Source organism: Vibrio sp. MarTm2 (genome assembly GCF_027587055.1).
Classification (GTDB): domain Bacteria; phylum Pseudomonadota; class Gammaproteobacteria; order Enterobacterales; family Vibrionaceae; genus Vibrio; species Vibrio sinaloensis_D.
Genome location: NZ_JAPPTK010000008.1, coordinates 110739 through 136826, shown reverse-complemented (window position 1 = coordinate 136826; position 26088 = coordinate 110739). Strand labels below are relative to the sequence as shown.

Here is a 26088-nt window from a genome sequence, read left to right as displayed (position 1 = left end):
AATGTTTAAAAAAACCGTCATGGCTACTCTATTCACTGCAGCACTAGCAGGTTGTTCTTCAATGCCAGGTATGGAGTCTGCGACCGTTGACCGCAACGAAATGAGTGCAGCTCTTGTTAAGTCCTGTGCTGAGCTAGGCTCTGAGTACACACCGGTATCTTACGCTGTAGACAAAGTGTCTAAGGTGATGGTGTCGATTCAAGAGCGCCAATGTGCTGTATTCCAAGACTACCGCACACTAGCAGACAAGCATGCAGACGTAGCAGGTTTCCTAAAGATCAATGCTGATAAGAGTGACGAAGAGCTTCTTATTGCGATGAATGAATTCGATGAAGGCAAAGCTGAAAACAAAAAAATTCGCCCACAAGTTGAAGCGTACAAAGCTGCGTCTGACTCAATTTTCGACAAGAACCTAGAACTGGCTAAAGACATTGCCTTGGAAGCTGCTGAAATCGCTCTTATCGCTTCAGAAAACGCGTCAGTTATTGCTCAAGAGTCTGCAATGGCAGGGTTCGGCAACGCAGTATCTTACTTCTCAAGTGAGTCTGAGGAAGATGAAGAAGCAAAAGAAGAAGTGCCAGTTGTTGAAGCGTACAACGAAATGAAAGCACGTTCTGTTCTTGTTTACGATGCAAACGACATCATTTCTCTTGACCAAAACACAATCGAGCAACTAGAGAACCTAGACAAAGTTTTAGCAGAGAAAGTTAAGTCGTAATGAAATATTCAAAGATCGCAACACTTGTCGCTGCTGGTCTTGTTTTGGCTGGGTGTAATAGTACGCCCAGCCAACAAACTTACGCAGTTGAAAGTAACGCAGGCAACTCGTCTTTAATCATTGGTAAGTCAGCGTTTGAATTTTCCAACAGTGATATTGAAGTTCCAGCATACTTCAATACTCAAGGTCTTCAATTCTGTACTTACGAAGCAAACGAGAAAGACAGCCGTTGTCCGTTAGCTAAAAAGACGATTCGCCTTTACTTCGGTGATGTTCAAACTGACGTTAGCGAGAACCTTCAAGGCAAATCAGCCGATGTATTCAATGCAATGCATTCAAGTATTGGTAAGTTCGAAACGAAAGCGCTTGAGAACACGTTAGAAAACCAATTTGCGGGTGTGAACCGTTTCCGTATCTTGACGCGTGACACTAAGTCAGTAAACGCGGCGATGGAAGAGATTCTTGCCGATGAAGGTGCAGCAAAAGTTGCACAAAAAATGAGTGGTCGTGACAAGTTATCGACGGACTACATCATGAAGGTCGACGTGCTCAAAACTGGCGATATGCTCTTTGGTTCTACGCAGTCTTTATTCCAAACCTCAATGGAAATGACGACGGGTGTTATTGACCCGTACACTCGTGAAAAGCTGAGCTACCCGAATATCGGTAAGATCCGAGTTTCTAACTTTGATGTTCGTGATAAGGAAAGCTTCACAACCGTAATCGCAAATGGTGACTACTACCGCGGTTTTAACTACACCAGTAGTAAAGACGTTGATTCTGTGATGAACGAAATGGCGTCACGCGGTTTCGATATCATGTTGACTCGTCTGCTAAAAGAGATGCCTGCAACAGCACAAGTTATGGGTATTAAAGGCGACCGAATCTCGCTAGATCGTGGCCAAAATGCTGGTGTATTACCAAATGAAACCATGGTTGTATTTGAGTACAGTGCAGGTTTTGTTGAGCCAATCGGTGTGGCGACCGTTAACCCTAGTCAGCAAAGTGCTCAAGGCAAAATTGTACGCTGGAAAGACAGCAAGCTTGCTGATCAAGTGAAAGACGAAGCTGAGCAGGGTATTTACCGTCCAGACCGTCAGCGTCGAATCTTTGCAGTTAGCGTCGGTGTCCCGATGGAATTCATGAAGGAACGCAGCACATGGACGCAAAAGGGATAAGTCTTAGTCTTACCCTCGGTGGATTGCTGTCGGCTGCACCTGCAGCTGCGCTTGAACTTGATAAGAGCCAGTCAACGCTGGCTCTTGTTGAGCAGGGGTGCGCCTATGGCCGTGGTGCGTTAGCAATAGAGGGTGCGAAAGCGGATGCGATCAATAACCTGCGACTGTTTTTAAATGGGCAGGTTTCACTTTCTTTATCTTCTGAAGACTCCGAGTTACTCAACGAGCAGTTTAACCAAGCCGCTCGAGAAATGTTAGTAACTGGAATCGAGAGAGGGATGATCACTGCGGATTTTGGGCAACCTGAGATCTACGGCGATGATACCTGTGTGAATGTGCGCCTTATGCCACCATCGCAAACAGAAGAGGACTCAGACGAGGGGATTGTTTGGGGTTCTGACTCGACGGTTTCTGTTGTGGTCATCGGTGAGGGTATCCCGAACGCAAAGCAAGGTTTAAGTGCGCGCCAAGCGGCTGAACAAGATGCATTTCGTCGTGCTATCAGCCAAGTTTTGGGTGTGATGGTTAAATCTGGCTACCTTCAGCAAACCTATTCAAGTATGTCGGCAAACGCGGTCAGTGATGACTTTAACTTGCATGATGTAGCTGTCCAATCCTTATCAATGCAATCGCAAGGCATGATTACTGGTTGGAGCGAAATTTCTAGCAAAACTAAACCAAATGGTGCGCTTGTTGTTACGCTCGATGTGTCTGTTGAGCGCCAAAAGGTTGAGGCTAAGATCGCTCAACTTATCAAGAGTCTAGGGCAACCTGCCGTTTACGTGGATGCGCGCCTTCCGGTTGTTCAAAGCACGTTTAGTAGCGCTCTTGCTCAAATGGGGTTCGATCTCTCTGGTTCTCCAGAGCAGGCAACCATCATCCTTCAAGTTCAAGAAAAAGAGAAAGTGACGCCTTCTGGCTTGCAGTTGGAATTGGCGGCTAAGCTATTGGACCGAGCGGGTAATGAATACGGTAATTGGAACAACGATCCAACACTGATGACTCTTCCAAACAAGGAGGGGATGTTGAATGAACTAGCTTCAGTGCACTTGGCTGTTGACCAAAACCAGAAAATGCTCACTCAAGCGTTACATAGCGCTGTCCAAAAGATGGCTATGCGTGGTGGCCCGGTTCGGGAATTGATCTTTACGCCGAAAGCGGCAGGTCAACAAGGTCAACTATATACCTTGCTTAGTGCGATCAATGGCGTTTCTGATATCAAGATTGAAACCCGTTCTGGCAAGGTGATTGTACGACTTCGCTCATTAAACAACGCCAATGACCTTGCTCAGTTTATTCAGCCAACGTTGCGTATTCATCAGCCAAATTATCAGTCCAAGCTACGTGTTTTGAACGACTACCAAATCAACGTGCTTTAAGACTTCTACAGGATATTTATGTTTAAAAAAACACTTCTTTCATTGGTACTAGCAAGTGCCTTTGGTTCTGCACATGCAAATGTAGATTTTGACCTTAATGATCTCGTTCCTGCAACCGATGCCCCTTCTGAAACACAAGCTGTAAATACAGATGACGTAAAAGAGGTGGGTGATCTCGTTGTGGCAGCAGACCCGAAAGCCGCAGTACTTGTTGCTCACCAAAGCCTGATCGAAGACGAAGGTGATGGCGTTAAGATGATCGCAGTTGGCTCGGGTATCGGTATTCTATCTACGGGTTCTGGTAGCTACGAAACTTACGAAAACCGTAATGCGACGTTGCTATCTAAGCGTGGCGCATACATGAAAGCTTTCCAAATTGCGAAAAAGCAATTGGTGGAAAACATGGAAGGCATGAGCAACATGTGTGCGACAGCTATCAACGAAACCATGGATGTAATTGATACTGCGACAGAAGGCGCGGCTAACACCACAAGCATGATGAGCGATAACTGTGCTGAGTCAGTAAAAGGCGCGTTGGCAGGTTACGTGACGTTCGATGTGTACGATGATCCGAGTGAAAACCTAGTTCGTGTTAGTTTGATTTCAACGCCGAAAACACGTGAACAAACGAAGCGTAAAGTGGGCGCTCTGACTCAGACAACAGAACCAAACGTGATTTTCAAACAAATCATCGCTGATCTGCAGGCGGGTGTGATGCCTCCTGTTGGTGCGAAAGTGATTACCAACGCTGAAACGGGCGAGTCGTTTGTACTTGGTTTCGGTTCTTCGATCATTCGTGACAACAAGAATAAGAGCGTGAAACGCAAGCTGCTTGGTATGTCTAAATCTCAAGCGCAAGCCAAAGCGAGAAACGGTCTGATTGCAGTAATGCAAGGTGAACAAGTTTACTGGGAAGGTGGTTTCACAGAGAACCAGTTAGAGAAGAATGAACAGTTCGAGTACCCACCTGAGAGCGTGAACCCAGCAGATGCGAAAGTATTGGCAGAAGATAAACATACGTTCATGAACAACATCAAGAGCTTTGATTCGTACAAGTCATTTGCAGCGGGTCAAGTTCCTCCAGGTGTTTCTGTTAAAACCTTTAAGAGTAGCGATGGTGACTGGATGTTAGCCGTTGCGGTTTATGCCCCTTCTCTAGAGGCGACGGCAAAGCAAGCAGCTGCAGAAAACAAAAAGCGCGTTCGTGAAGGTCAAAACGCAAGCTCAGACCACAAAATTTCAACAACAGGCGGCTTGACTGACGGAAGCAACAATACTCAAGGACCATCGGGTCAAGTGAGTAATGCAAATGATCTGTAATCACAGATACTTGCTTGTTCTGGTAGGCCTTTTAGGTCTACCAGTTTTTGCTTCCGACTCTCATTCTTGGTCGTTCAACGGCACGGATTATGAGCTTAAAACCAGTGACTCAGAAGTGTCCGTTGAAGTGAAAAGACAGCATGACCTGACCACGAAACAAATGAAGTCATTGTGTCGTAAAGGGCTTGGTTTAGAGCTTCGCAAAAAATACGAAGACAAGTTGCTTGAAGGTGGTTTCATTCGTGAAACTTTAGATTCGTGGCCTTTTGCGAGCCTAACTTACGAACTGACCAATATTCAATTTTCTTCAGTGAGTAAGAATCAAGCTCAGTGCCGTGCGAATGTGAATGATACTGGCTACAAAACCAATCTCCAAACCACAGCACTGAACTATGCCGTTGCGTATTACTCAACCAAGCAGTACCAGCACATCAAGCCGATATTACCTTTGATCATCAAAGAACCTAGCGTTGCAATGGATGCCGCAGGTTTAGTCACTTTGCTCTTATCTCAATCAGACGTGACCAAAGCTGAAAATTACTATCAGCAGTATGTCGATGTTCCCGCAATCTCCAATAGTGAAATCAAGCACTGGCTAGCTCAATGGCAGTTTGAGCAGGGAGAACTTGAGGAAAGTTTGTTCATCGCAAAGCAGTGCTCAAGCAAAGAGTGCGAGCGTTTGGTGATAGACATTGAAGATCAAATGTTTGAGCAACAAGCTGAGAGTGTCGGAGATCTGTCTTCTTATTTCTGATTTAACAAATTACGGTAACTCAATTTATGAAATTGAAATATTGCGCACTGGTTGCGTTGTTAAACCTAATTGTGATGCAACCAAGTTTTGCAAATGATCCTTTTGCTGAACTGGACCAAGAAATTGAACAATTAACCGCTGATGATACGGATGAGTTTGAGCAATGGTATGCCGCCCAAATTCAAGAGTTCAATCAATGGCAGCAAGCTTACTTAGCGGATTGGGACAAAAAACAGAAAGCCTCTATTCAAAAATGGGGTGACACCAAAATATCTTCTCCAGATGTAGTCGTGGTTTATGACGAGAAGCATAACGCACGAACCGTTGTTGATTTGGAGAAAGGTGAGATTACGGTTAGCTACTTACCGCCTGCGGAAGAAGAAAAAGCCGAAGCTCCAGTTGTTGAAGCTGAAGTCGTCAATGCCGTTATCGAGAAAAACGCCAAGGTGTTTGAAGAAGTTGGTGTAACTCAACCTAAAAAAGCTGAGCCCACAATGGTTTTCGTTGAGGAAATTAGAGTGGAACCAAAGACTTTCGAAGAGGTGAAGAAAGAGATTGAAGCGCAAACTGAGCGCCAAATGAGTCAACTTGACATCTTTGCTGCTGAAAAAAGTGCGGTGTTAAGTGAACAAAAGCAAGAGCAAGTGATTGTTCAGCAAAAACAACAAATGGTGAAGCAGGAAGAAAAACGCATTGCTGCTTTGAAGCAAGAATTAGCTCAGCAAGAAAAGCAGCTAAAGCAACAGCCTAAAAAGATTGTTGAGTATAAGGTTAAGATTCCAAAATCATCACTGGCGAACCGCGCCAATCAGTACCTTCCTGCGATTCAACAAGAAAGTGCAAAGCGAGAACTGCCGCCTGCACTTGTTTTGGCAATCATGCACGAAGAGTCGCATTTCAACCCGAAGGCAAAATCTCATGTGCCTGCATACGGGCTGATGCAAATCGTGCCGACAACCGCTGGTCATGACGTGAATAAGCTATATCGCGGTAAAGATAAGCCGATGAGAGCGAATGACTTATACGATCCCAATTTGAATATCGAAACTGGCACGGCGTATCTAAAAATTCTTCAGAGTCGATACCTAAAAGGCATTAAAGACCCACAAAGTGCGACTTACAGTGTGATCGCGGCTTACAACACCGGGTCAGGTAATGTGGCCAAAGCATTTGGTGAGCGACGTGTTTCTAGTGCGATTAAGAAAATCAATACCATGAGTTCTGATGAAGTATATGAGCAGCTTATCAATAACTTACCTTATAACGAGACTCGCAAATACCTCAAAAAGGTCAACGATAGAATGAAAACCTATCATGCGCAGTCCAACTCAATTATTTAAAAGGAATTGAAGATGAAATATCAAATTCTTACTGCTGCAATCAGCGCAGTGATCTTATCTGGCTGTGCGAGTCAAAGTGGTTCTGAAAGCACGGCGAAAGTGGAAACCAACAAAGGCAGTAATGTGCCTAGTTGGGTACTAAACCCAACTTCAGCGAATGGCTTTGCAGCGTCAAACTGTGTTACGGCGTCAGGTAACTTTTCTGTTGATCGTAACCACGCTATCTCTCTAGCGCGTAACACGCTTGCGCAAAACCTTGATATTAAAGTCAGTGTGTTAGAGAAGAACTATCAAAAGATTGATAGCTCAGTTGACGGTCAAACCTCTGGTACATCTTTTGAGCAAATCGCTAAGCAAATAACTAATACTTCAATTCAAAAGAGCCAAGTTGAGCAAGTATCACTGGTTGAAATTGGTGGTGTAGAGCAAATTTGTGCGCTAGTAGTCATGCCAAAGATTGAATCAGAAAAGATGTTTAACTCTGCTGTAACGGCAGGAACGGAGATTGATCCAACGGATAAAGCAGCGCTATACAAAGAGTTTGTGAGCCAAAAGACAAGCAAGCAACTTGAGAAACAAGCTGAAGATCTCTAAGTCTAAAGATAGATGCTTTCGTGTTGTTAGATTGAGTTCGAAAAAGAAAAACGCCAGCGCAATGCTGGCGTTTTACTTATTTCTGAGCAATTTGCGCGTATTGGCGCAGTAAGTCTGTAAGAGTCGTGACCCACTCAAGGGCGCTGTTCGGGCTCTGTTTAAGAATCACCTCAGCGTGGTTGCAATGTGTTTCTAAAGGAATGGCGCGATCTAACTGGAACGAAGAGGCATAAAAGTGCCAAAGGAGCAGTCTTTGCATACGAAGCGTGTTTTGCTCTTTATTTTCTGATTCACTGAATAGTTCAGGCAGTTGACTCAGTGCGATGGCGCTCATTCGTAACATGGCATCAAAGCGCGCTTCCATCAGTTTATCTTCTGACTCGGTTTCTTCTGCATCAAACGTAAACAGCTCCGTCATTGAGTCTTCAGGAATCAAGCGCTGTATCAAGCGCATACTCAGTTCTTCGAGCTCTTCTCGCGGTAATTGCGAGAGCGAGGCGTATGTGTAATCTCGTTCCATAATGGCTCACTATTGTGTTTTTCCCGCATTGTAATGAGCATGCAGCACAGTGCAAGTATCGATATAAAAAAGCCCCACGTTGAAGTGGGGCAAAATTTGTTGTGTTTGTCTAAGCCGCTGACGTTGTTAGGAAATAGATTATGTTCACTAGTACGTTGGTTGACACATCTATAAAACTAGATGGCGAAATGATATTTGCCCAAATTTATTTTGAAATGATAACGATTACATGGTGAGCGTTGTGATCTTGCTCCAGAAAATAAATGCAATTAAGTGCCTATTTCCTTTGTCTTCCCTTGCTGGAATTTTCTCAAATCTTCGAAATAGAAGGTGTAATCGTTTACATAATGAACGCTTGAACGTTTGCGTTAAAAAATGTGATGAATATCTCATATCGTTCGCTATACTTTCCGCCCGGTTAAGAGCGAGTGCTCTGCCAATACAAGCCGTCACACGGAAAGGTGAATGACCCCACGGACCGGACCAGCTACCTATTGAATGCTTGTAGAGGTGATCTTTAATGAATGTTTTATTCGGTTTAATCGGTGTTGTCGTTCTATTGTTGTGCGCAGTGCTGCTGTCTGAGAGTCGTAAATCGATCAATTGGAAAACAGTGTCTCGTGCACTTATGCTCCAGGTTGGATTTGCTGCTCTTGTTTTGTATTTCCCATGGGGACAAGCGGCACTCACCAGTTTGAGTAGTGGTGTTTCTAGTCTTTTGGGGTTTGCTGATGAAGGTATCGGCTTCCTATTTGGTGATTTGGCCAATACTGGATTTATCTTCGCTGTTCGTGTCCTTCCTATTATTATCTTCTTCAGTGCTCTAATCTCCGCTCTCTACTATCTTGGCATTATGCAAAAAGTCATCGAATTTATTGGTGGCGGTATCCAAAAGTTTTTGGGTACAAGTAAAGCTGAATCACTAGTTGCAACCGGCAACATTTTCCTTTCTCAAGGCGAGTCGCCACTTCTTGTTCGTCCATTCCTATCTCGTATGACTCGTTCTGAACTGTTTGCTGTTATGGCTGGTGGCATGGCTTCGGTAGCGGGCTCTGTTTTGGGTGGTTATGCCGGTCTTGGTGTAGAGCTCAAATACCTTATCGCCGCGAGTTTCATGGCTGCTCCGGGTAGTTTGATGATGGCGAAAATCATCGTTCCTGAGCGCGATACACCAATTAATCAATCTGATATTGAGATGGATAAAGCGCAAGAGAGCAATGTTATTGATGCACTTGCAAGCGGCGCAATGAACGGTATGAAAGTAGCGGTTGCGGTGGGTACCATGCTAATCGCATTCGTGAGTGTTATCGCGATGGTCAACACTGGCTTAGAAAGCCTTGGTGAAGTTGCTGGATTTAGCGGTATTACCCTACAAGCGTTATTTGGTTACTTGTTCTCGCCTTTGGCATGGGTGATCGGTGTTCCTTCAAATGAAGTACTGATGGCAGGCTCTTACATTGGTCAAAAGATTGTGATGAACGAGTTTGTGGCATTCATTGACTTTGTCCAGCATAAAGCGACCTTGTCTGAGCATACTCAAGTCATCATTACTTTTGCGCTGTGTGGATTTGCAAACATTGGTTCGATTGCAATCCAACTTGGCTCGATTGGCGTGATTGCTCCTGAGCGTCGTGCTGAAGTTGCTAACCTCGGTATCAAAGCTGTGCTTGCGGGTACATTAGCCAACCTAATGAGTGCGTGTTTAGCGGGTATTTTTATCCTTCTCTAAGTACTAACTAAATGACGCATTGAAAGCCCAAGTAGGAAACTTCTTGGGCTTTTTTGCGTATAAAAGGCGACGAATAAGGAGATTGATATGAATGTGAAAAGCACGCAACAACCACGCTCAACGATGCTGAGTTTGGGTTACCTTGGCTTAGTACCTTTTGCCGTGGGTTTGGTTTTACAACTCAATAGCATTAGTGTGTTCGGCGTCAGCGGACTGGAAATGTTTGTGTTTTACAGTGTTGTAATTCTAAGTTTCCTCTCCGGCGTTTTATGGGGGAATGCTATTGATCATTCGAAGCATCGAATGAGCCGCAACGCTTTGCTGCTCAGCAACCTGTTTGCCGTTCTTTCGTGGGGCGTCTTACTTTTAGCGCGGAACAATGTGGGGTTGGCACTCATATTGCTCTCGGTCAGTTATGGGCTAGTGTTGCTCACAGAGCTTGCCTTAAGGAACTCAGAACAAGAACGTGGACCAAATGGCTATGAAACGCTTCGAATCCGTTTAACATCGGGCGTTGTGGTTATGCACGGTATTGCGCTGATCGCTTAAAACCTGATTTATAGCAAAATCTTCTAAAACATTAGGCGTAGGATGGGGGCCAGATTACGAACTAAAACCATAAAAGTTAGAGATATTGCTATGAATGAACTTGTTCAACGCTTTTTACGCTACGTCACGTTTAACACTCAATCGAACCCGAATAATCTAGAATGCCCAAGCAGCCCAGGCCAATATACGTTTGCAGAGTTCTTAAAGCAGGAGCTCATTGAGTTAGGTCTGGCGGATGTTTCGCTCGACTCAAACGGCTACCTAATGGCAAAACTACCTAGTAATGTAGCTTACGAGGTGCCTGCAATTGGCTTTGTCGCTCATATGGATACCGCCCCTGATGCTTCGGGTGAGAATGTGAACCCTCAGTTTATCGAAGATTATCAAGGGGGAGATATCGCGCTAGGGAAGGGCGATGAGGTGCTCTCACCGATTCAGTACCCAGAACTGCACAAGTTACATGGGCACAATTTGATCACGACAGATGGTTCGACGCTACTGGGCGCAGACAACAAAGCGGGTATCGCGGAAATCATCTCTGCGATCGCCGAGTTGATCGCTCATCCGGATATTCCGCACGGGGACATTTGCATCGGTTTCACTCCAGATGAAGAAATTGGACGCGGCGCTAACTTATTTGATGTTGAAAAGTTTGGTGCTCAGTGGGCTTATACCATTGATGGTGGACCTGTTGGTGAGTTGGAGTTTGAAAACTTCAATGCGACCAGCGCGGATGTGGTCTGCTACGGCACCAATGTTCACCCTGGAACCGCGAAAGATAAAATGGTCAACGCTATGAATATCGCGGCTCAGTTTCAACTTATGATGCCCGCCGATGAAACTCCAGAAACAACCCAAGGATACGAGGGCTTTTATCACCTAAAATCTGCAGAAATGTCCGTTGCTCGCAGTGAACTGGGTTACATCATTCGTGATTTTGAGCGAGACGGCTTAGAAAAGCGCAAGGCGTTCATGGAGCAAAAGGTCGCAGAACTCAACGAAAAGCTAGAAAAAGGGCGTGTGGAACTTCGACTAACTGATAGTTATTTCAACATGAAGGAGATGGTTGAGCCTCATCCGCACATTATTGAGCTCGCTCAAGAGGCGATGATTGCCTGTGATATTCAGCCTCAAATTAAACCTATTCGTGGCGGCACCGACGGCGCTCGACTTTCATTTATGGGGCTACCATGCCCGAACATTTTCACTGGCGGGTACAATTTCCACGGCATCCATGAATTCATCAGTATTGAAGGGATGGAGCAAGCGGTGCAAGTGATCGTCACATTGGCAGAGAAAACCGCGTTGCGCTATCAATAATTACTTCGTGCAACACTGATATCTTGTTGATTATCGTGTACATTAAATTTAGGCCCATTGGAAATGAACACGATAATGATGAAACGGATCTTACTTGTTGCCAGCCACCTACTTGTTGGTGGGATAGGCTTTGCTCTTGGTATTTACGCGCTGCCTATCCTTACCCAACCTCAGTCCCCCGCGATTCACGAAGTACAAAGTGTAACGAACAACGCGTTGTACACTGGAACGTTTCAACGCGACAGACAAGACAGCGATTTTTTGCATTGGGGAGAAGGATCCGTCTCCATCAGTGATGACCATATTGGTTTTGTTGGCAAACTTGCCCCCGGTCCTGATTACAAGCTCTACCTCTCACCACTGTTCATTGAAACGGAACAGGCTTTTTTGCAAAACAAATCCACCATGGTGCAGATTGGTGATGTTAAAACCTTTGATCGTTTTTCGTTACCGATCCCTGAAAGTGTAGAAACGGCCAACTACAACACGGTTATTGTATGGTGTGAAACGTTTGGTCAGTTTATTACCTCTGCCCGCTATAAATGATTGAGCAGCTATTCCGTTTGTCTTGCCAGATACCGCCGAGTACGTCATTAGCAGTGAAAGTGCGCTAACCATTCGACAATATTGGCATATTGCACTAGACCCGAGTGGTGATGTGTGGGAAGTTACCTGTCTGAAATACGAATAATTTAAAGGGGCTATGTGCCCCTTTAATCATAATTAGCGAGGGAGCGAGTATGGAGAAAGTACAGGTCGTCATTGATTTTCTTCTCACTCATAAATTGGTTTTTACCACACTTATTGTGGTGTTGGTCGCATTGGTTCGCCGAACCATATTATGGAAAATCAGAGGCGATGTCGCTTTTGTTTCTGAAAAGCAGCGTCATTGGATGTCGAGAACGAAGAATGGTTCGTTTGTCCTCACCGTTTTACTCCTCTTTGTGCTTTGGCAATCTGAGATTAATGAATTTGCCTTATCGGTGACGGCCATTGCGGTTGCAATTGTTGTCGCATCGAAAGAGATCATTCTCTGTTTTACTGGCTCGATTCAAAGAGCCAGCTCTCGTTCATTCCGAATTGGCGACTGGATTGAGGTAGGGAAAATATGTGGTGAAGTGATTGAGCACAATATGATGGCGACGGTTATTCAAGAAATCGATTTATATCACGGTCACTACCATTACACCGGAAAAACGGCAACGCTGCCAAACAGCATGTTCTTCACCTATCCAGTCAAAAATCTCAATTTCATGAAGCGTTATGTCTACCATGATTTTTCGATTATTGTGCCGTCTTTTGTCAATCTATACCCAATGATTCCTGACATCATGGAGAAAATCGACGGGCACATCAGCTATTTCAGCGACGTAGCGAAAAGGTACAACTCGGTGATCGAAAAGCATGCAGGCGTTGACTTGCCTGGCTCTGAGCCACATATCCACATTACTAGTGGTGCAACGGGTGAGCAGATCGTGCATTTCATGCTGTTCTGTCCAACCGATAAAGCGACCCATCTAGAGCAAGACATTCGTGCTGATTTTATGGCGCTTTATGAAGAAAGGTTTCCCAAAGAAACCGACGAATAACAAGACTGGCTAAGGAGAACAAGGATGTTCAAGAAAATTGGTCCAACAGAAATCAAAGAGAAGCATTTGCTCACATGTCATTGTGGCAGTGTGGAGCTTGAGCTGACATTGCCTAATGGTGTCGAGAAACCAAGGCGTTGTGATTGCTCTATGTGCCGACGTCGAGGGGCTATTGTTGCGTCGGTTAAGCTCGACGGGATCAAAATCCTCAAAGGAGAAGAGGCGCTTCAGCTTTATCAATTCAATACTCATACTGCTAAGCATTACTTCTGCAAACACTGCGGTATTTATACCCATCATCAAAGACGTTCGGCACCCGATGAGTTCGGTTATAACCTAGGGTGCCTTGAGGGTGTTAACCCGTTCGATATTGGGGACGTCGTCACTCACGATGGGGTTAATCATCCCGCTGACCGCTAGCTATATCGATTCAGCAAAGGTGAGTTTTGTTGTTACGATAGAAACTGTGATTCGATCTGATGATTGAAAGCGAGTATGGTGCGCCTGGTTGCTTATATCTGATATTTGCGCAGCGCTCACTTCGTGCAGTGCTCAGGAATAATTACAATTAAGGACTCGCTACTTATATAAGCCTTGCTCTTGATTAGAGGGCAGAAACGCACCCGTGGGTGAGCTATCAAAATGGGCAGTTAAGACCGATTTGGTAGGGCAACTCATAGACGGGAGCATGTCGTAAACTGTGATTTGACCTTAGGCTTAGTCAATGAAGTTCCTGTTTGATAACAAGCCCATGTATGCGTTTTTCGTGCGAGTATCAGAAAACGCGTACTTAAATGGCTTGTGTAACGTATTTGTAATGTTGCTGCCAGTCTCCTTGCTTTCCGCATTCAGTATGTTGATTGGCAATGGGTTAAACGTCATCGGGTTTGAAAAAATCGGCAGCCATGTTCTGTTCGTGAGCACCTTAGTTTGGAAAATGTTTCCGATCTTGCTGCTTGTCTATTTTTCAGACTTTTTGGCGCGTCTCCATCGTCTGTCCCGCACCACCGTCATTACTCCGTCTTTGCTTATTTACATCATCTTGTGTAACGAGTGGGGACTGCTACATGCGGGTTCCGTGCTGCCATCCAACTATCCTTTGGCGATCATCACTCCTGCATTAATAGCGTTTAGCGTGAGGGGATTAATCTCTAAGAATTGGATCATCCGTTCGGAGTTGCCAAATGTTGTCGATCAGTCACTCAACCTTGTATTGGGCACATTGTTGCTGGTCACCTTGTATGTTTGCGCGGGCTATGCGGTTGGCTACTGGCTAGAAACCAACTCGTATATCCAAAGCTTGTTGCCATCCCTTGATACTCACTCGTTGTTTGACGCTATTTGGTATGAGTTCCTAAGGAACCTGTTCTGGTCGATTGGCATCAATGGGCACATTATTTTCTCGCCATACAAATCTGAGCTGTATGCACTGACTCAATCAAGTTTTGAGATGAATGCGCAGTTTGGTACGCCGCTGCCCATTCTCACCAGTAACTTTTACGACATTTACGCGGGTATCGGCGGGGCGGGCAATACGCTCAGTTTGGTATTTTGTATGTTGTTCTTTGCCCAAAATAGAGGGTATCGCGCACTAGCTTTGGCAGCACTGGTTTTGAGTGTGTTTAACATTAATGAACCTGTACTGTTCGGCTTACCCGTCATCTTTAACCCAGTGCTGCTTATTCCATTCATGCTCGCGCCGATCACGGGAATCTTGCTCGCGTATTTCGCGATTTCAATGGGTTGGGTGGCACCGGTCTCCGAATTTATTAGTTGGATGACGCCTCCACTGCTGAGTGGGTATCTCGCGACAAGTGGCGATATTGCCGCGAGCATTCTGCAAGTCGTGATCATAGTGATTGGTATGGCAATCTACTTGCCGTTCTTTAAGCAGATGGATCAAGTGGCTGGGTCAAACAAGTTGTTTTCGAAAGAGACTTGTGATGACTTTTTCAACTACGAGGAGGTCGGAAGTGGGCGCAGTGTGAATGGCCTGTTCCCGCATGTCAGCAGTAATCTTGTGGCGCAAAAGGCAATCAGAGATTTGCAGCAAAATGGCGATTTTGTACTCTACTATCAGCCTCAGTACGACATTAAAAACTCGTGCGTTTGCTCGATGGAAGTCTTGGTCAGGCACCGTAGTCACGATGGGGTGATTACTCCGCCAACCTTTTTGTCTTACTTTAACAAGTTGGGGCTGACGTCTGAACTGGATTTGTGGGTGATCAAGCAAGCGCTCTATGAAGTACGCGATCTTGCGAGTAACCCTAACTTTAAAGTATCCATTAACGTTTCTCCTGAAACGTTTTTAGTCAACGGATTTGCTGCGAGTGTGAGTAAACTTATCGAACAGAGCGATGTTGATTTTACTCAGGTGGAGTTTGAAATCACCGAAGAGCTACTGATTCAAGATGAGTTAGCAACGAGTAGTGTGTTGAAATCACTTCGTGAGCTTGGTATTCAAATCGCTCTAGACGATTTTGGCTCGGGGTATTCGTCGATTGGTTATCTATGCAAGTACGAGTTTGATAAGGTCAAGATTGACCGATCTTTGGTTGTGAACTTGACGCAGGAGAAAGGCCGAGAGCTGTTTCGCTTAACCACTGAGTTGGTTAGAGCAACGGGGGCAAAAACGGTTGTTGAAGGCGTCGAAACAGAGCAAGAATTAGACTTCGTGACTAAGCAGGGTATTTCTTTGATTCAAGGTTACTACTTTTACAAACCGATGCCATTAGAAGAGGTGTGCGAACTGATGGATTCGTGTGACGACCATCAATGCTAATGCATCATCAAGTTGTTAAAGAGGAGCACTGAGCTCCTCTTTTTACATTCGCTTTTTATTGGTGGTACTTGGCTTTCAATCTTAAGGCGATATTTACCAGTGCAATCAACACAGGCACTTCAATCAGTGGACCAATCACCCCTGCGAACGCTTGGTCGGAATTGATACCAAATACCGCAATCGACACGGCGATGGCCAGTTCAAAATTGTTACCTGTTGCGGTGAACGCAATAGAAGCGTTTTTATCGTAGTCGATACCCAGTTTTTTGCCGATGTAGAAGCTGGCGAAAAACATCACAACAAAGTAGATGGCCAGTGGTAAGGCGACACGCAGGACGTCCATCGGAAGTTCAACGATCATATCGCCTTTTAAACTGAACATCAGAACGATAGTCGCAAGAAGTGCGATAAGAGTGATTGGTGAAATTCGCGGAATAAACACCTCGTTGTACCACTGTTCGCCTTTTCGACTGACCAGAATCTTACGGCTCAAAAAGCCAGCGATAAAAGGAATGCCAAGATAAATCAACACACTTTGCGCGATCTCCACCATAGAAATATCGACAGCGAACCCTTGGTACCCGAAAAGGGGAGGCAATACTGTGATGAATAGCCATGCCATAAAGCTGTAAGTCACAATTTGGAATGCACTGTTAATCGCGACCAGCGTTGCGCCATACTCTTTGTTACCGCCTCCGATATCATTCCAAACTAATACCATGGCGATGCAGCGCGCCAAGCCAATCAAAATAATCCCGACCATGTAACCTGGGTGATCACCCAAAAACGTAATCGCCAGAATAAACATCAAGATAGGGCCGATAATCCAGTTCATGATAAGAGAAAGCGCGATGGCTTGCTTATCTTGCTTCACTTTCCCTAGCAATGAGTAATCCACTTTTGCAAGCGGTGGGTACATCATCAGGATGAGTCCAATCGCCAGCGGTATATTGGTACTGCCTACTGATAGCGTTTCATTTAATTGCGCCACTGCAGGGAAAAAGACGCCAATCGCAACGCCTAACGCCATGGCTACGAAAATCCAGACAGTTAGGTAACGATCCAAAAAACTCATATTGTTTGCGGCATTCTCGGTTAATGCTTGTGTGGTCATAATCTTGCCTTGTTTCGTTTATCGTCGAATGGCGATGTTTTCGTTCTGCTGTGATGAAAACCGTTATACGCCAAGGAGATGTCAGATTAATTAAAAATAGCGTCGAACAAGTGGTTGAACTGGCTGATCGTTTCTCGATTCACGCGATAGCAGACCTTGGGAGGGTTGGGCTGTGCATGAATAAAGCTGGCTTGCTTGAGAATTCGAAGGTGTTCGGAGACTGTTGATTGAGCTAAGCCAAGTTCAGAAACCAAATCGCTATTGAGGCAACCACCGAGTTTATCGAGTGTGCACAGTATTTTTAGGATTCGAACGCGAGCAGGGTGCGACAACGCCTTTGCTTGCATAGCGAACTGTGCTTCTTGTTCGAGTTGCGCTTGTGTTGATGCGAGCGCCTGTTGATTGGTGAGATTACATTGTCGGGACATAATATAGATAGTTCATCGTCGAATTGCGATTGATGTTATCACCAAACATCATTTGCTGCAATTGCGGGTAATGATCTATAAATTATCTGAATTTTATAAACAAAAACAGTTGTTTGGGTTATATTTCAAAGCAAATCACCAACAGAAGTATGGCTATGCGAATTATTCTATTGTTCTTCTCATTGATCTTGGTCGGTTGCTCTCAACCCGAAATGACGACACCGATCCAACCTGACACCAATTGGACGAAAGGAGAGCTTGGCAACGGGCTAAAGTTCCACATTTATCCAACCACCAGTGAACCTGTTTCTTTACGAATGTACGTCCATGTCGGCTCTGCACATGAAACTGCAGAGCAACGCGGATACGCCCACTTTCTAGAGCACATGGCGTTTAACGGCAGTAAGAACTTCAGCTCCAACGACGTGATTAACATGTTTGAAAAAGCGGGCTTAACTTTTGGTGCTGACATCAATGCGTACACCAGTTATTACGAAACCGTCTATAAGCTTGATTTGCCGAACAAGAATCAGCTTGATGAAGGCGTATTGTGGCTTCGCGACATTGCCGATGGGTTAACCTTGTCAGCAACGGAAATCGACAAAGAGAAGGGTGTGATTCAAGGAGAAATTCGTCGGACCCGCCCTGAACACAAAAGTTTAGCGGAAAAGTACTACGATCATTTGATTGCAGGGACGAGTCTAGAAAAGCTTGACCCTGTCGGCAATCAGTCGTCAGTGGATGAAGCGACGGCTGACTCAATCCGCGCTTTCTACACCAAATGGTATCAGCCTCAGTTTACTGAAGTTGTTATTACAGGCGATGTCACGGTGGAGCAGGCTAAGCAGTTACTTGATAAATATTTTTCTACGTGGGAAAAGAAAGCATCGGTAAGTGACAACCACATCGAGGCAACAACGCTCGCATTGACTGACTATACCGACACGGTAGGCGAGTTTGAGGCACCGAGTTTGAGCTTGGTAATGAATCGAGCGCAAGCCAAAGTAGAAACGCGAGAAGCACTGCTTGCGTCATGGCTGGATGAGATTGCCCTGCAAATCATGCAACAACGCATGACCTCGGTATATCAAGAAGCGGCCATCCCACTTCAGAGTATGGCGATCACTCCCTACTACATGAACTATCAACGCAACGCGTTATTTTCTGTCGCCTTTAATATGGAGCTTCGTCAGCAGGTGCAAGACAAGTTCGTTGCAACGCTTGCCTCACTGCGGGACTTCGGCGTGACTCAGGAAGAGCTAGATACCTCTTTAGCTTACTATCAGCAATTGGTCGATGATCTCGATTACAACTGGAGTAAGCGGGATGCGATTACCTTTGCTGAAGATCGCGTGTGGGGAATATCAACCCAGCAAAGCAGTCAGTCTAAGCAAGATTACCAAGAAAGCTTACAAGCGCTTATTGCTCTGGCTAGCTTAGAGCGAGTCAATGAACAGGTTCAGTCACTGTTAACAAGTGACTACTCTGTGATTTTGGGTGCGGATGAAGCAGAGTCTGTGGATCAACTTGCAGAGCAAATTCCTTTACTTCGTAAAGCGCTTAAACAGCCAGGCACTGCACCTGTTGCGCTCCTGCCAACGGCAAAGGAACTGGCGGAACCATCGCAAACGGGCTCGATTTTATCTCAACAAACCGACGAGTTTGGCGATCACCTTTGGACGCTCTCTAACGGCATTCAAGTTAGGCTTGAGAATGATCCTACGACGTTAGAAACCGTTAACATTGTGTATGCGAGTCAAGGGGGGAAAGCCGCGCTAAACCCGGATTTATTTGCTGCTTCTCAACTCGCAATCCCCGTTGTGGTGAGAAGTGGTGTTGGGGAGTTTATTGGTACCCAGTTTGATGCATTTCTAACTAAGAACAACTTAGAGGTTTACCCATTTATTAATTTCACCCATCACGGTATCGAGATGGGAGCGGCGAAAGATAAACTCGCTGATGCGCTGAAAGTGATTTATAACATCTCGACCAACATCAATGTAGACCCAAGGCAAATTCGTGTTCTCCAGCAGGAGACATACGACAATCAGGAGCGTTATCTAGCGACGCCATATGGTCAATGGGAGCGAGCCATTAACCGCAACAGCTACCAACCGACAAGTAGCCACTACTTCCTGACGGCACCTGCTTATGCTGCGATTGATGAAGCGCAAATTCGCCAAGTTCACCATGAGCTGTTTGCGAAAGATCGCGGTTTTCATCTTGTGATCGTGGCAAACATGAAGCCAGAAGAGGTGACTCCGCTGCTGACGCATTTTATCGCCTCTATCCCATTAGAAAAGGTGCCGGCGCCTAGCTATCAGGCACACTACAATCAGGATTGGGCGCCTCGTGTCGACTTAGCTATCCACAATGAACAGAACGGCATTTACTTGCTTCGTGTGGTCAACCCTAACGCAAAGGTAAGCAGCGCCAAAACCGCGTTTATGGATGATATGATTCAGCGCTTATTGTCTAAACGACTTACGAGCTACGTTCGTGAAGAACTAGGATTAGACTACGCGCCTGACGCTTATTCGGTTGCGGCAGACCAAGAGCCAAGCACGGACTGGTTTATTGAGGCGCAAGTGGCCCCTGATGATATCGGTAAAATTGAAGTTGCCGTCGATAAAGTGGTTAGCGAGCTTGTAACCAACGTGAGCGAGCAAGACTTTCAACTGGTCGCCAAGCAACTTTCGACCGCACTTCATCCTTTGAAAGATGAGCCAGTTGATCGTACTTGGTTTTACGCTCGCTACTCAATTCACGGTTATGGGGTCAAAGCGATCAAAGACGTGGATGGCATGATTGATTCGATCTCACTAGCGGACTTTAATCATCGTATTGCCGAAGCGTTTGGCCGCGATAGTGTGAAGACTAAATATACGTTAACGCCAGAACCAAAGTAGTGTGAATCAAAAACAGCCGCTCAAAGCGGCTGTTTATTCTCGTTAGTCTTTTACAAAGTTCAGTTTAAGGGATTCTCCAAATGCTGAATCACTGCCAGTTCGGTATCTGAAGTGAATGTAGTATTGTTCACCGGCTGTAAAATCATCTCCGCTCATCAGTTCAATGTGATAGAAAGGGTCAACATCTTCGCCATCAACCTTATTTTTGCAAAAACCAGCCCCGCCAAATACGTTAATTTTGTTACTGCTAATTTGATTTAATCTAAAATGGTTCGCCAAGTGTTTGCAAGTAAGGTTACCAGCGAAAGAGAGCGTAACAGAATTATTGTCTACTGTAGGATTGACCGTGATTTGTTCGATTTTTCCTTCAACAGGCAACGCGAATTCAAACGAGCTTTGATTTGAGTCGATATCTAACCGTTGCTCGACTTCTTCTTTACTGCTGTAAAACATAAACACTTCTTGGTTATTTTGTCCTTCGTAGCTATCGATGGTCACTGCATATGCTACGCCATTGTCTGTAGGTTGTGCGTAGCGAACCGTGTATACCTTAGTTAGCATGAACATTGATTCTTTCAACGTTGTTAAATTCACCTCATTGTATGAAGTAGCACTTACTGTGCTTGAATCGGCTCGGTTACAACCATTGTGATCATATACTTCAGCAGTAGTTTGGGTGACTTTACCTTGATCGAAGCGAATATAGCGGCAGAAGTTTTTGGTGATGCCATCGTCTTCCTCTTCGTCAATGTAGTACCAACTTTTTCCCACTAGCGGATTGGATTCCAATAACAGACCCTCGTCAATTTCTGGTAACAGCAACTCTACCTGAGCTGGCGTAAAGTTGTGATTATCCTTGGCGGTAATGACAAGGGTGTGTCTTATGCCTTCTTCTGCAAAGGAACGAACTGGAATGCCAGATATCGTAAGCGTGTCCTGCTCTTGTGTGGCACTTAGCCCCACTTCTAAAACGCTTCCTGATACGGTGTAGGTGAGTGCGTCGCCCTCTGGGTCAGAAAACCACTGAGAAAGGTCAAGGGCTTGCTCAAATGTTTGTCCTTTTTCTAGGCGCCAATTAGCGTCGATATGCTGTTGGATTTCAGTTTGCGCAGTATCGCTCACCGTTGGAGCCCCGTTTGCAGAGGAGGTTCTTATTTTCCACTGGGATATCATTGATGACACGAGTTCATCATTGGCGTTGTAATCCTTTGCAACTAGAAAAAAGTCATTATTCTCCGCTTTGAACACTTCATCAGAAGAGACAGTTAGCGTGGACCCATCTTCCTCAATACGAACATCGAGTCGATTGACGAAGCGCAGCGACTGCTTAGTGCCATGCGCCCAAAAATCGATCAGCGAATAATCAACAGGCTGTCCTGGTCTGTCTGGATCCGTGTAGAGTGGTAATGCAGCGCCATTGACCGGGATCGCATTTAAATCAATACTGAAAAATAAGCCCGCATCACCTGCTGAAATATCACCGATGTTATGCCATTGATTTTGAAGAGCCCGCCATGCTTCTTCGTTTACCTGAATGGTTGTGTTATTTATTGTTTGGGTCTCGGTATCACCATCAATCATTGGACGAAAACTCGGGTTGTTCAGCTCTTGGTCACTCATCTTTTTGGTGACTTGGGCGGCCTCTTTTACAAAGCCGTGCCAGTTGTCGATAAGATCAGCAGGGTAGCGAGCCATAGCATCGCTGAGCAGTTGTGCGATTTTGTGCTGCTGCGCATCAGACTGTTGAATATAGTTTTCTTTTAGATCAAAGGAGAAATCTTCAGCGCCAAGCACCTCTTCGAGTAACGTTTCAGCAGCTTCAAGCTCGACACCGTTTTGATGCTTGATGACTGAGAGCAAGTGCGTGTACGGTGAAAGCACATTGACTGAGGGCGGGGCAACAAAACTCAACTCCTGCGAAACAGGCGTATTCGGAAAGTCCATGTCGATGGTAGAGATGTTTTTATATTGAGCATTTTGCTGCGCCATAGCTAAGCTAGTGGGTGAGCCAGATACAAGTGTCATTACGCCTATTGAATCTGTGCTTTTAGCCATGACAGTGGCTTGACCCTGCTTATCGGTTAAGCCGAGCAGTGGCTCACCTACATCCCAAATTAAATTGTCATTGCTGTCTTTGAAAACGACTGCGTTATACAAAAGCCCGTCCATCGCGGTAATAAGCCTTGTTGACGCGGTATTTGGAGTGGTTGAGTTACTGCCTCCGGAGCCACCACCACAGGCAACGAGCCCGGCAACGACTGTACTTAGAATTGAAGCTCTGACCAATTTTTCCATAAGAGTACCTTATCCATTACTGATGTTGTTAAACGGGTTAACACAGGCTGAAAGATGGAGTGCTAACCTTGTGGTGATAACAATGTAATAGAAAGCGACGAGCCGAAGATTTAAAACAAATTTGTGTTACTAATGAAAGGGCTAGGCAACATTATAGGCGCTGATATGGCGTTGGAGAGAAAACTGATTGGAGTATTGAAAGCAATTGCCGACAAAACAGTTTAGATGCGTGTAATCATATATTCTCGAACTTCGGCTTTCAGTTCGTTAAGTTGTTCTGCGCTTAATTCTTGCCCGCGAAGTTCTGGTGGAAGGTCTAATGAGAGGTGGAAATAGCGAGCCCCGTATAGGCAGATTTGCTCGGCCAAATGAATTGGTAAATTACCGATAACATGGTCACCTTTTTGGATGCTTTGAATATCAAGGTGAGTGACAAATCGGTCGACTGGAATGGCCTGCGCCTTTGCCCACTGGATAGCGCCGGGGTGGCGACTAACAAACCAACGCATAATGCTCCTTACTAAAGGTTTAATCCCATCTAAACCGGGTACGTCCTAAACTATTCATTTCTAATGATTATGAGCTTACGCAACAAGAATGTCTTAATCCCGTCTAAACCGGGTACGTCCTAAACCTCGTAAACTAAAAGTTTCACGTTCAGCAGTTGAATGTGTCTTAATCCCGTCTAAACCGGGTACGTCCTAAACTGTACCCTTTCTAGCCCCCTGTTTACAAGGGCTGTAGAGGTGCTCTGCTTCAAATTTTGAGTAAAAGTATAAATATTCATTAAAGCTGACTAATATATCAATTTTTGCTTTGTGTGTGTTCATGGTTTTGCTCTGTCTTATTGTTTTAAAAGGCGTGCTTGGTTTTTGGCCGATATTCAATCTATTTTTGTAGTGGTAGAGTGGTTTTAATCATCGATAATATAAAGTGCCTCGGGCCAATATACTTGTCCGGCACCGTCCGCATATCGGCAAAGAGCGTCTTTGCCACACACTGGGTAATAAAGGACTTTGTCGCTAGGCTCAATTAAGCGACTCAGCTTTGTTTGTATCTGGCGCAGTTGATGTCTTTTTAATAAGCATTCAAATACGCTATATTGCGTTCGATGCCCAAACCCTTCCAAAATTTTTACTGCTTTTCTTCGTTTTTTATCGTCCGAGATATCAAAACTAATGATCCACAACATAGAGCCTCCTAATCGATAAGGTCGAAAGCACTAGCCTGCCATGCCACCATAGCGCCTTGAGTTAAACGCCTTCGCAAACAATGCACGCACAGCCTAAAGTAGTTAACTTTGTCACCCTCATCTAGCCATCGATTCACTTCCAGTCTCAGTTTGACCAGCTCTGCATCTGACAGCTTGCATTCAAAGACACTGTATTGGACGCGTTCTCCGTAACCCAATAAAGCTTTTTCAATACGGTAGCGAATTTTACGATCGCTAATGTCATAACAGATAAGGTAGTGACTGTTGGCCATTAGCGGATCCTTTGCTGAGTCAGCGTCCACTGACCAGTCAGAAGCTGCTGGCGCAGTTCAAGAACTTGAAGGTCAATGAGCCTTCTGATGTCTGCTTTGATTTTTAACGTAGGATGCTGATGTTGTTTGAGCAGTCGCTGCTCGAGCAATTGAATAAAGACTCTTCTTCCATCTTTGTTGAGCCACGCACCTTTGCTAGACACCTGAAATTGCTCGGGGGTGATCAGTTGTTTGTTTGCAAGCTGTAAGACCAGTTCGTCGACCACCCACGGGCGATAGCCCTCCATAATGTCGAGCACTAAGGCGGGTTGCCTTGGCTGGCTGCCATGAAGATAGCCTAAGTGGGGCAATAATCCGCGCGCTTCGACCAAAGCACGTACGTTATGAAACAACAGGGTGTAACCATATGAAAGCATCGCGTTAATCGGGTCTTTTGGTGGCTGGCGGTTACGGCTGGTGAATCCCCATACGTCGTCAAATTGCTTGCGATACCATTGGAAAAATTCTCGGGCTGCCGCGCCCTCTGTCCCTCGCATACTCGCAACACTTTTTTGTGATTCGAGTTGGTCGCGCAGTTGTACTATGCGTTTTTCTGCAGGCTTATCTCGCTGTCTTTTGTGTGTGTGGCGTCTCATTACCCCGAGGTTATTGTTGATTTTGCTGCGCAGAAAAAAGCGAACCAACGCTAATCGTGTATCAAGCTGCATTCTGCTTGTGACTTGCGCCTGAGCGAGCATAGGGTCACCTTGAAAAGGCGCCGACAAACAACCTAAATATTGCCCAGATTGAGTCAACCAAACGACACTTATATCGTTTTCCAAGCAGAAGCGCTGTACCGATGTGGTAAGGTGTATAGCTCCAAAACACAAGATCATATCTATACAGTTTGCTGGTATCGATTGGATTGCTTTACCTTGTGAGAAAACATTAAGCCTGTTGCCACGCTTGTGAATCGCCGCGCCTTGTTTATGGATGTACACCAGCTTTAGCCGAGCCACGTGATTCAGTGATAGACGCTCGATTCTAGAGCTGTCGGGCTCGATAGGTAGGGCCGAATCATCGTCAAAAATGGCGGATTGTAAGCTGCGCAATGCGGGAGGAAGGGCAGAGTGCCATAGTGTGTGGTTTAGCGATTGGTCTTCTTCATTATCAAGTGAGTCGATATCGTCTTCATTGAGTTCGAGTTCATACTTTCCGATGTTAACCAGTGCTTTTTCGGTGTGCGCTTTAAGAGGGAGCACCATATTGTCAAGAAACGTCACCCCTAAAAATGTAAAGCCATCTTGAAACGATACAACGCGAGTCTTTTCACAGTTAAGGGTTAATTTTAGCTGGTCAAGAAAGTCAGTAATGAATGCCAAACATGATTGGGCTCGCTCTTCACTTGGCAGCAGCACCACAAAGTCGTCTGCATAACGTATTATTTGTTCGCCCCGATCTAATAGGGCCTCGTCAAAACCATCTAAGTACAGGTTTGCGAGTATAGGAGAGAGTGGGGACCCCTGTGGTATTCCAAAACCGTGATCAACGCCAAAACAAAGTTCACCGTCTACCGCTTGATGGCTGAGTAGCGTGTGAGTAATGGCTTGGACCCAGTCCTCAGGGAGGTAACGCGCCAGCAGTTCGGTTAACGTGTCGTGGCATATGTGGTCAAAGTAACCCTGTATATCGGCGTCGATCACGGTGGAGTAGCCTTGATCGCGTAGTTGTTCGATGTGGCGAATGGCATGGGTGTAGGAACGGTTGGGTCGGTAGCCATAGCTAATATGTTCAAATTCTGGCTCAAAGGTGTTTAGCAGTTTTTGAGTGATGGCAGTATGAATAATTCTGTCTTTCACACTCGGTATTGCCAACTCCCGTTGTTTGTTGTTGGCTTTCTGGATGGTTACTTTTCTATACGGTGAGGGTTGGTAGGTATTGCTGTTCCACTCTTGGGCTAATTCAAGCAGATGACGGTCAAGACTTTCTTGATACCGCTGTATGCTCACGCCATCACTCCCTGGCATGCCTTTGTTACTCGCGACTTTTTTCCAACCCGTTTGCAAATCATCCAGTGACAACTCTAGTGCCATGACCATGTCCCTT

General features: G+C 45.3%; 23 protein-coding genes. 15 read left to right on the top strand and 8 right to left on the bottom strand.

Going from position 1 to position 26088, the window contains the following annotated elements; translation table 11 throughout:
- Position 1 precedes the first annotated feature (1 nt).
- The 7 genes from OH458_RS15555 to OH458_RS15525 are packed head-to-tail and all read left to right on the top strand — an operon-like array spanning position 2 to position 7283.
- Positions 2-718 carry a hypothetical protein gene (locus tag OH458_RS15555; RefSeq protein ID WP_269979003.1) on the top strand — a complete coding sequence of 239 codons (717 nt, stop codon included), beginning with the start codon at positions 2-4 and terminating at the stop codon, positions 716-718.
- Positions 718-1896, top strand: a complete 1179-nt coding sequence (locus tag OH458_RS15550; protein ID WP_269979002.1) for a hypothetical protein — start codon at positions 718-720, stop codon at positions 1894-1896. The genes OH458_RS15555 and OH458_RS15550 overlap by 1 nt, the downstream gene beginning before the upstream one ends.
- Positions 1878-3275, top strand: a complete 1398-nt coding sequence (locus OH458_RS15545; RefSeq protein ID WP_269979001.1) for a hypothetical protein — start codon at positions 1878-1880, stop codon at positions 3273-3275. Before OH458_RS15550 ends, OH458_RS15545 begins: the two co-directional genes overlap by 19 nt.
- A gap of 18 nt (positions 3276-3293) precedes the next feature.
- A complete protein-coding gene (locus OH458_RS15540; RefSeq protein ID WP_005453420.1) occupies positions 3294-4595 on the top strand; it encodes a hypothetical protein in 1302 nt (433 codons plus the stop codon).
- Positions 4585-5349 carry a hypothetical protein gene (locus tag OH458_RS15535; RefSeq protein WP_269979000.1) on the top strand — a complete coding sequence of 255 codons (765 nt, stop codon included), beginning with the start codon at positions 4585-4587 and terminating at the stop codon, positions 5347-5349. Before OH458_RS15540 ends, OH458_RS15535 begins: the two co-directional genes overlap by 11 nt.
- Positions 5350-5375: 26 nt before the next feature.
- Entirely contained in the window at positions 5376-6689 is a 1314-nt protein-coding gene (locus OH458_RS15530; protein WP_269978999.1) for a transglycosylase SLT domain-containing protein, read from the top strand.
- A 12-nt stretch (positions 6690-6701) separates the two neighbouring features.
- Positions 6702-7283 (top strand): hypothetical protein, encoded by a 582-nt coding sequence (locus OH458_RS15525; protein WP_269978998.1) that lies wholly within the window; start codon positions 6702-6704, stop codon positions 7281-7283.
- 76 nt (positions 7284-7359) lie between these two features.
- Here OH458_RS15525 and OH458_RS15520 read toward each other — a convergent pair whose 3' ends face one another.
- Positions 7360-7803: a hypothetical protein gene (locus tag OH458_RS15520; RefSeq protein WP_005472356.1), complete on the bottom strand. Its 444-nt coding sequence runs from the start codon at positions 7801-7803 to the stop codon at positions 7360-7362.
- Between the two features lie 520 nt (positions 7804-8323).
- Here OH458_RS15520 and OH458_RS15515 point away from each other — a divergent pair.
- The 7 genes from OH458_RS15515 to OH458_RS15485 all read left to right on the top strand — a co-directional run bounded on the left by OH458_RS15515 (position 8324) and on the right by OH458_RS15485 (position 15772).
- Positions 8324-9532 (top strand): NupC/NupG family nucleoside CNT transporter, encoded by a 1209-nt coding sequence (locus OH458_RS15515; protein WP_038188795.1) that lies wholly within the window; start codon positions 8324-8326, stop codon positions 9530-9532.
- A gap of 87 nt (positions 9533-9619) precedes the next feature.
- The gene (locus tag OH458_RS15510) at positions 9620-10081 is read left to right on the top strand and encodes a DUF3429 domain-containing protein (protein ID WP_269978997.1); all 462 of its coding nucleotides are present in this window, start codon (positions 9620-9622) and stop codon (positions 10079-10081) included.
- A gap of 90 nt (positions 10082-10171) precedes the next feature.
- Complete coding sequence (gene pepT / locus OH458_RS15505) at positions 10172-11401, top strand: peptidase T (protein WP_269978996.1); 1230 nt, start codon at positions 10172-10174, stop codon at positions 11399-11401.
- A gap of 78 nt (positions 11402-11479) precedes the next feature.
- On the top strand, positions 11480-11947 hold the full coding sequence (locus tag OH458_RS15500) for a DM13 domain-containing protein (RefSeq protein WP_038189010.1): 468 nt from the start codon (positions 11480-11482) through the stop codon (positions 11945-11947).
- 194 nt (positions 11948-12141) lie between these two features.
- Positions 12142-12990, top strand: a complete 849-nt coding sequence (locus OH458_RS15495) for a mechanosensitive ion channel family protein (protein WP_269978995.1) — start codon at positions 12142-12144, stop codon at positions 12988-12990.
- Positions 12991-13014: 24 nt separating this feature from the next.
- Positions 13015-13410, top strand: coding sequence for a GFA family protein (locus tag OH458_RS15490; protein ID WP_038141108.1), 396 nt, complete (start codon positions 13015-13017; stop codon positions 13408-13410).
- 304 nt (positions 13411-13714) lie between these two features.
- Entirely contained in the window at positions 13715-15772 is a 2058-nt protein-coding gene (locus OH458_RS15485) for an EAL domain-containing protein (RefSeq protein WP_269978994.1), read from the top strand.
- Positions 15773-15827: 55 nt separating this feature from the next.
- Here OH458_RS15485 and arsB read toward each other — a convergent pair whose 3' ends face one another.
- Together arsB and OH458_RS15475 are read right to left on the bottom strand one after the other, a co-directional pair.
- A complete protein-coding gene (arsB, locus tag OH458_RS15480) occupies positions 15828-16886 on the bottom strand; it encodes an ACR3 family arsenite efflux transporter (protein WP_269978993.1) in 1059 nt (352 codons plus the stop codon).
- 86 nt (positions 16887-16972) lie between these two features.
- Positions 16973-17314 (bottom strand): ArsR/SmtB family transcription factor, encoded by a 342-nt coding sequence (locus OH458_RS15475; RefSeq protein ID WP_039624430.1) that lies wholly within the window; start codon positions 17312-17314, stop codon positions 16973-16975.
- Positions 17315-17469: 155 nt separating this feature from the next.
- Here OH458_RS15475 and OH458_RS15470 point away from each other — a divergent pair, with 155 nt between their 5' ends.
- On the top strand, positions 17470-20223 hold the full coding sequence (locus OH458_RS15470) for a M16 family metallopeptidase (protein ID WP_269978992.1): 2754 nt from the start codon (positions 17470-17472) through the stop codon (positions 20221-20223).
- Positions 20224-20265: 42 nt separating this feature from the next.
- Here the strand turns inward: OH458_RS15470 and OH458_RS15465 are convergent, their stop codons facing one another.
- The 5 genes from OH458_RS15465 to cas1 form a co-directional block, all read right to left on the bottom strand.
- Complete coding sequence (locus OH458_RS15465; RefSeq protein ID WP_269978991.1) at positions 20266-22518, bottom strand: hypothetical protein; 2253 nt, start codon at positions 22516-22518, stop codon at positions 20266-20268.
- Between the two features lie 221 nt (positions 22519-22739).
- Positions 22740-23027 (bottom strand): CRISPR-associated protein Csx16, encoded by a 288-nt coding sequence (gene csx16 / locus OH458_RS15460; protein ID WP_269978990.1) that lies wholly within the window; start codon positions 23025-23027, stop codon positions 22740-22742.
- 404 nt (positions 23028-23431) lie between these two features.
- A complete protein-coding gene (gene cas2, locus OH458_RS15455; RefSeq protein WP_269978989.1) occupies positions 23432-23710 on the bottom strand; it encodes a CRISPR-associated endonuclease Cas2 in 279 nt (92 codons plus the stop codon).
- Positions 23711-23718: 8 nt separating this feature from the next.
- The gene (gene cas2 / locus OH458_RS15450; RefSeq protein WP_269978988.1) at positions 23719-24003 is read right to left on the bottom strand and encodes a CRISPR-associated endonuclease Cas2; all 285 of its coding nucleotides are present in this window, start codon (positions 24001-24003) and stop codon (positions 23719-23721) included.
- Positions 24003-26075, bottom strand: coding sequence for a CRISPR-associated endonuclease Cas1 (cas1, locus tag OH458_RS15445; RefSeq protein ID WP_269978987.1), 2073 nt, complete (start codon positions 26073-26075; stop codon positions 24003-24005). Before cas1 ends, cas2 (OH458_RS15450) begins: the two co-directional genes overlap by 1 nt.
- Positions 26076-26088: the final 13 nt, after the last annotated feature.

Excerpts from the sequence above, each read along its gene's own strand:
- OH458_RS15555 (WP_269979003.1), top strand. The coding sequence starts at position 2 with ATGTTTAAAAAAACCGTCATGGCTACTCTATTCACTGCAGCACTAGCA.
- OH458_RS15550 (WP_269979002.1), top strand. The coding sequence starts at position 718 with ATGAAATATTCAAAGATCGCAACACTTGTCGCTGCTGGTCTTGTTTTG.
- OH458_RS15545 (WP_269979001.1), top strand. The coding sequence starts at position 1,878 with ATGGACGCAAAAGGGATAAGTCTTAGTCTTACCCTCGGTGGATTGCTG.
- OH458_RS15540 (WP_005453420.1), top strand. The coding sequence starts at position 3,294 with ATGTTTAAAAAAACACTTCTTTCATTGGTACTAGCAAGTGCCTTTGGT.
- OH458_RS15535 (WP_269979000.1), top strand. The coding sequence starts at position 4,585 with ATGATCTGTAATCACAGATACTTGCTTGTTCTGGTAGGCCTTTTAGGT.
- OH458_RS15530 (WP_269978999.1), top strand. The coding sequence starts at position 5,376 with ATGAAATTGAAATATTGCGCACTGGTTGCGTTGTTAAACCTAATTGTG.
- OH458_RS15525 (WP_269978998.1), top strand. The coding sequence starts at position 6,702 with ATGAAATATCAAATTCTTACTGCTGCAATCAGCGCAGTGATCTTATCT.
- OH458_RS15520 (WP_005472356.1), bottom strand. The coding sequence starts at position 7,803 with ATGGAACGAGATTACACATACGCCTCGCTCTCGCAATTACCGCGAGAA.
- OH458_RS15515 (WP_038188795.1), top strand. The coding sequence starts at position 8,324 with ATGAATGTTTTATTCGGTTTAATCGGTGTTGTCGTTCTATTGTTGTGC.
- OH458_RS15510 (WP_269978997.1), top strand. The coding sequence starts at position 9,620 with ATGAATGTGAAAAGCACGCAACAACCACGCTCAACGATGCTGAGTTTG.
- pepT (WP_269978996.1), top strand. The coding sequence starts at position 10,172 with ATGAATGAACTTGTTCAACGCTTTTTACGCTACGTCACGTTTAACACT.
- OH458_RS15500 (WP_038189010.1), top strand. The coding sequence starts at position 11,480 with ATGAAACGGATCTTACTTGTTGCCAGCCACCTACTTGTTGGTGGGATA.
- OH458_RS15495 (WP_269978995.1), top strand. The coding sequence starts at position 12,142 with ATGGAGAAAGTACAGGTCGTCATTGATTTTCTTCTCACTCATAAATTG.
- OH458_RS15490 (WP_038141108.1), top strand. The coding sequence starts at position 13,015 with ATGTTCAAGAAAATTGGTCCAACAGAAATCAAAGAGAAGCATTTGCTC.
- OH458_RS15485 (WP_269978994.1), top strand. The coding sequence starts at position 13,715 with ATGAAGTTCCTGTTTGATAACAAGCCCATGTATGCGTTTTTCGTGCGA.
- arsB (WP_269978993.1), bottom strand. The coding sequence starts at position 16,886 with ATGACCACACAAGCATTAACCGAGAATGCCGCAAACAATATGAGTTTT.
- OH458_RS15475 (WP_039624430.1), bottom strand. The coding sequence starts at position 17,314 with ATGTCCCGACAATGTAATCTCACCAATCAACAGGCGCTCGCATCAACA.
- OH458_RS15470 (WP_269978992.1), top strand. The coding sequence starts at position 17,470 with ATGCGAATTATTCTATTGTTCTTCTCATTGATCTTGGTCGGTTGCTCT.
- OH458_RS15465 (WP_269978991.1), bottom strand. The coding sequence starts at position 22,518 with ATGGAAAAATTGGTCAGAGCTTCAATTCTAAGTACAGTCGTTGCCGGG.
- csx16 (WP_269978990.1), bottom strand. The coding sequence starts at position 23,027 with ATGCGTTGGTTTGTTAGTCGCCACCCCGGCGCTATCCAGTGGGCAAAG.
- cas2 (WP_269978989.1), bottom strand. The coding sequence starts at position 23,710 with ATGTTGTGGATCATTAGTTTTGATATCTCGGACGATAAAAAACGAAGA.
- cas2 (WP_269978988.1), bottom strand. The coding sequence starts at position 24,003 with ATGGCCAACAGTCACTACCTTATCTGTTATGACATTAGCGATCGTAAA.
- cas1 (WP_269978987.1), bottom strand. The coding sequence starts at position 26,075 with ATGGCACTAGAGTTGTCACTGGATGATTTGCAAACGGGTTGGAAAAAA.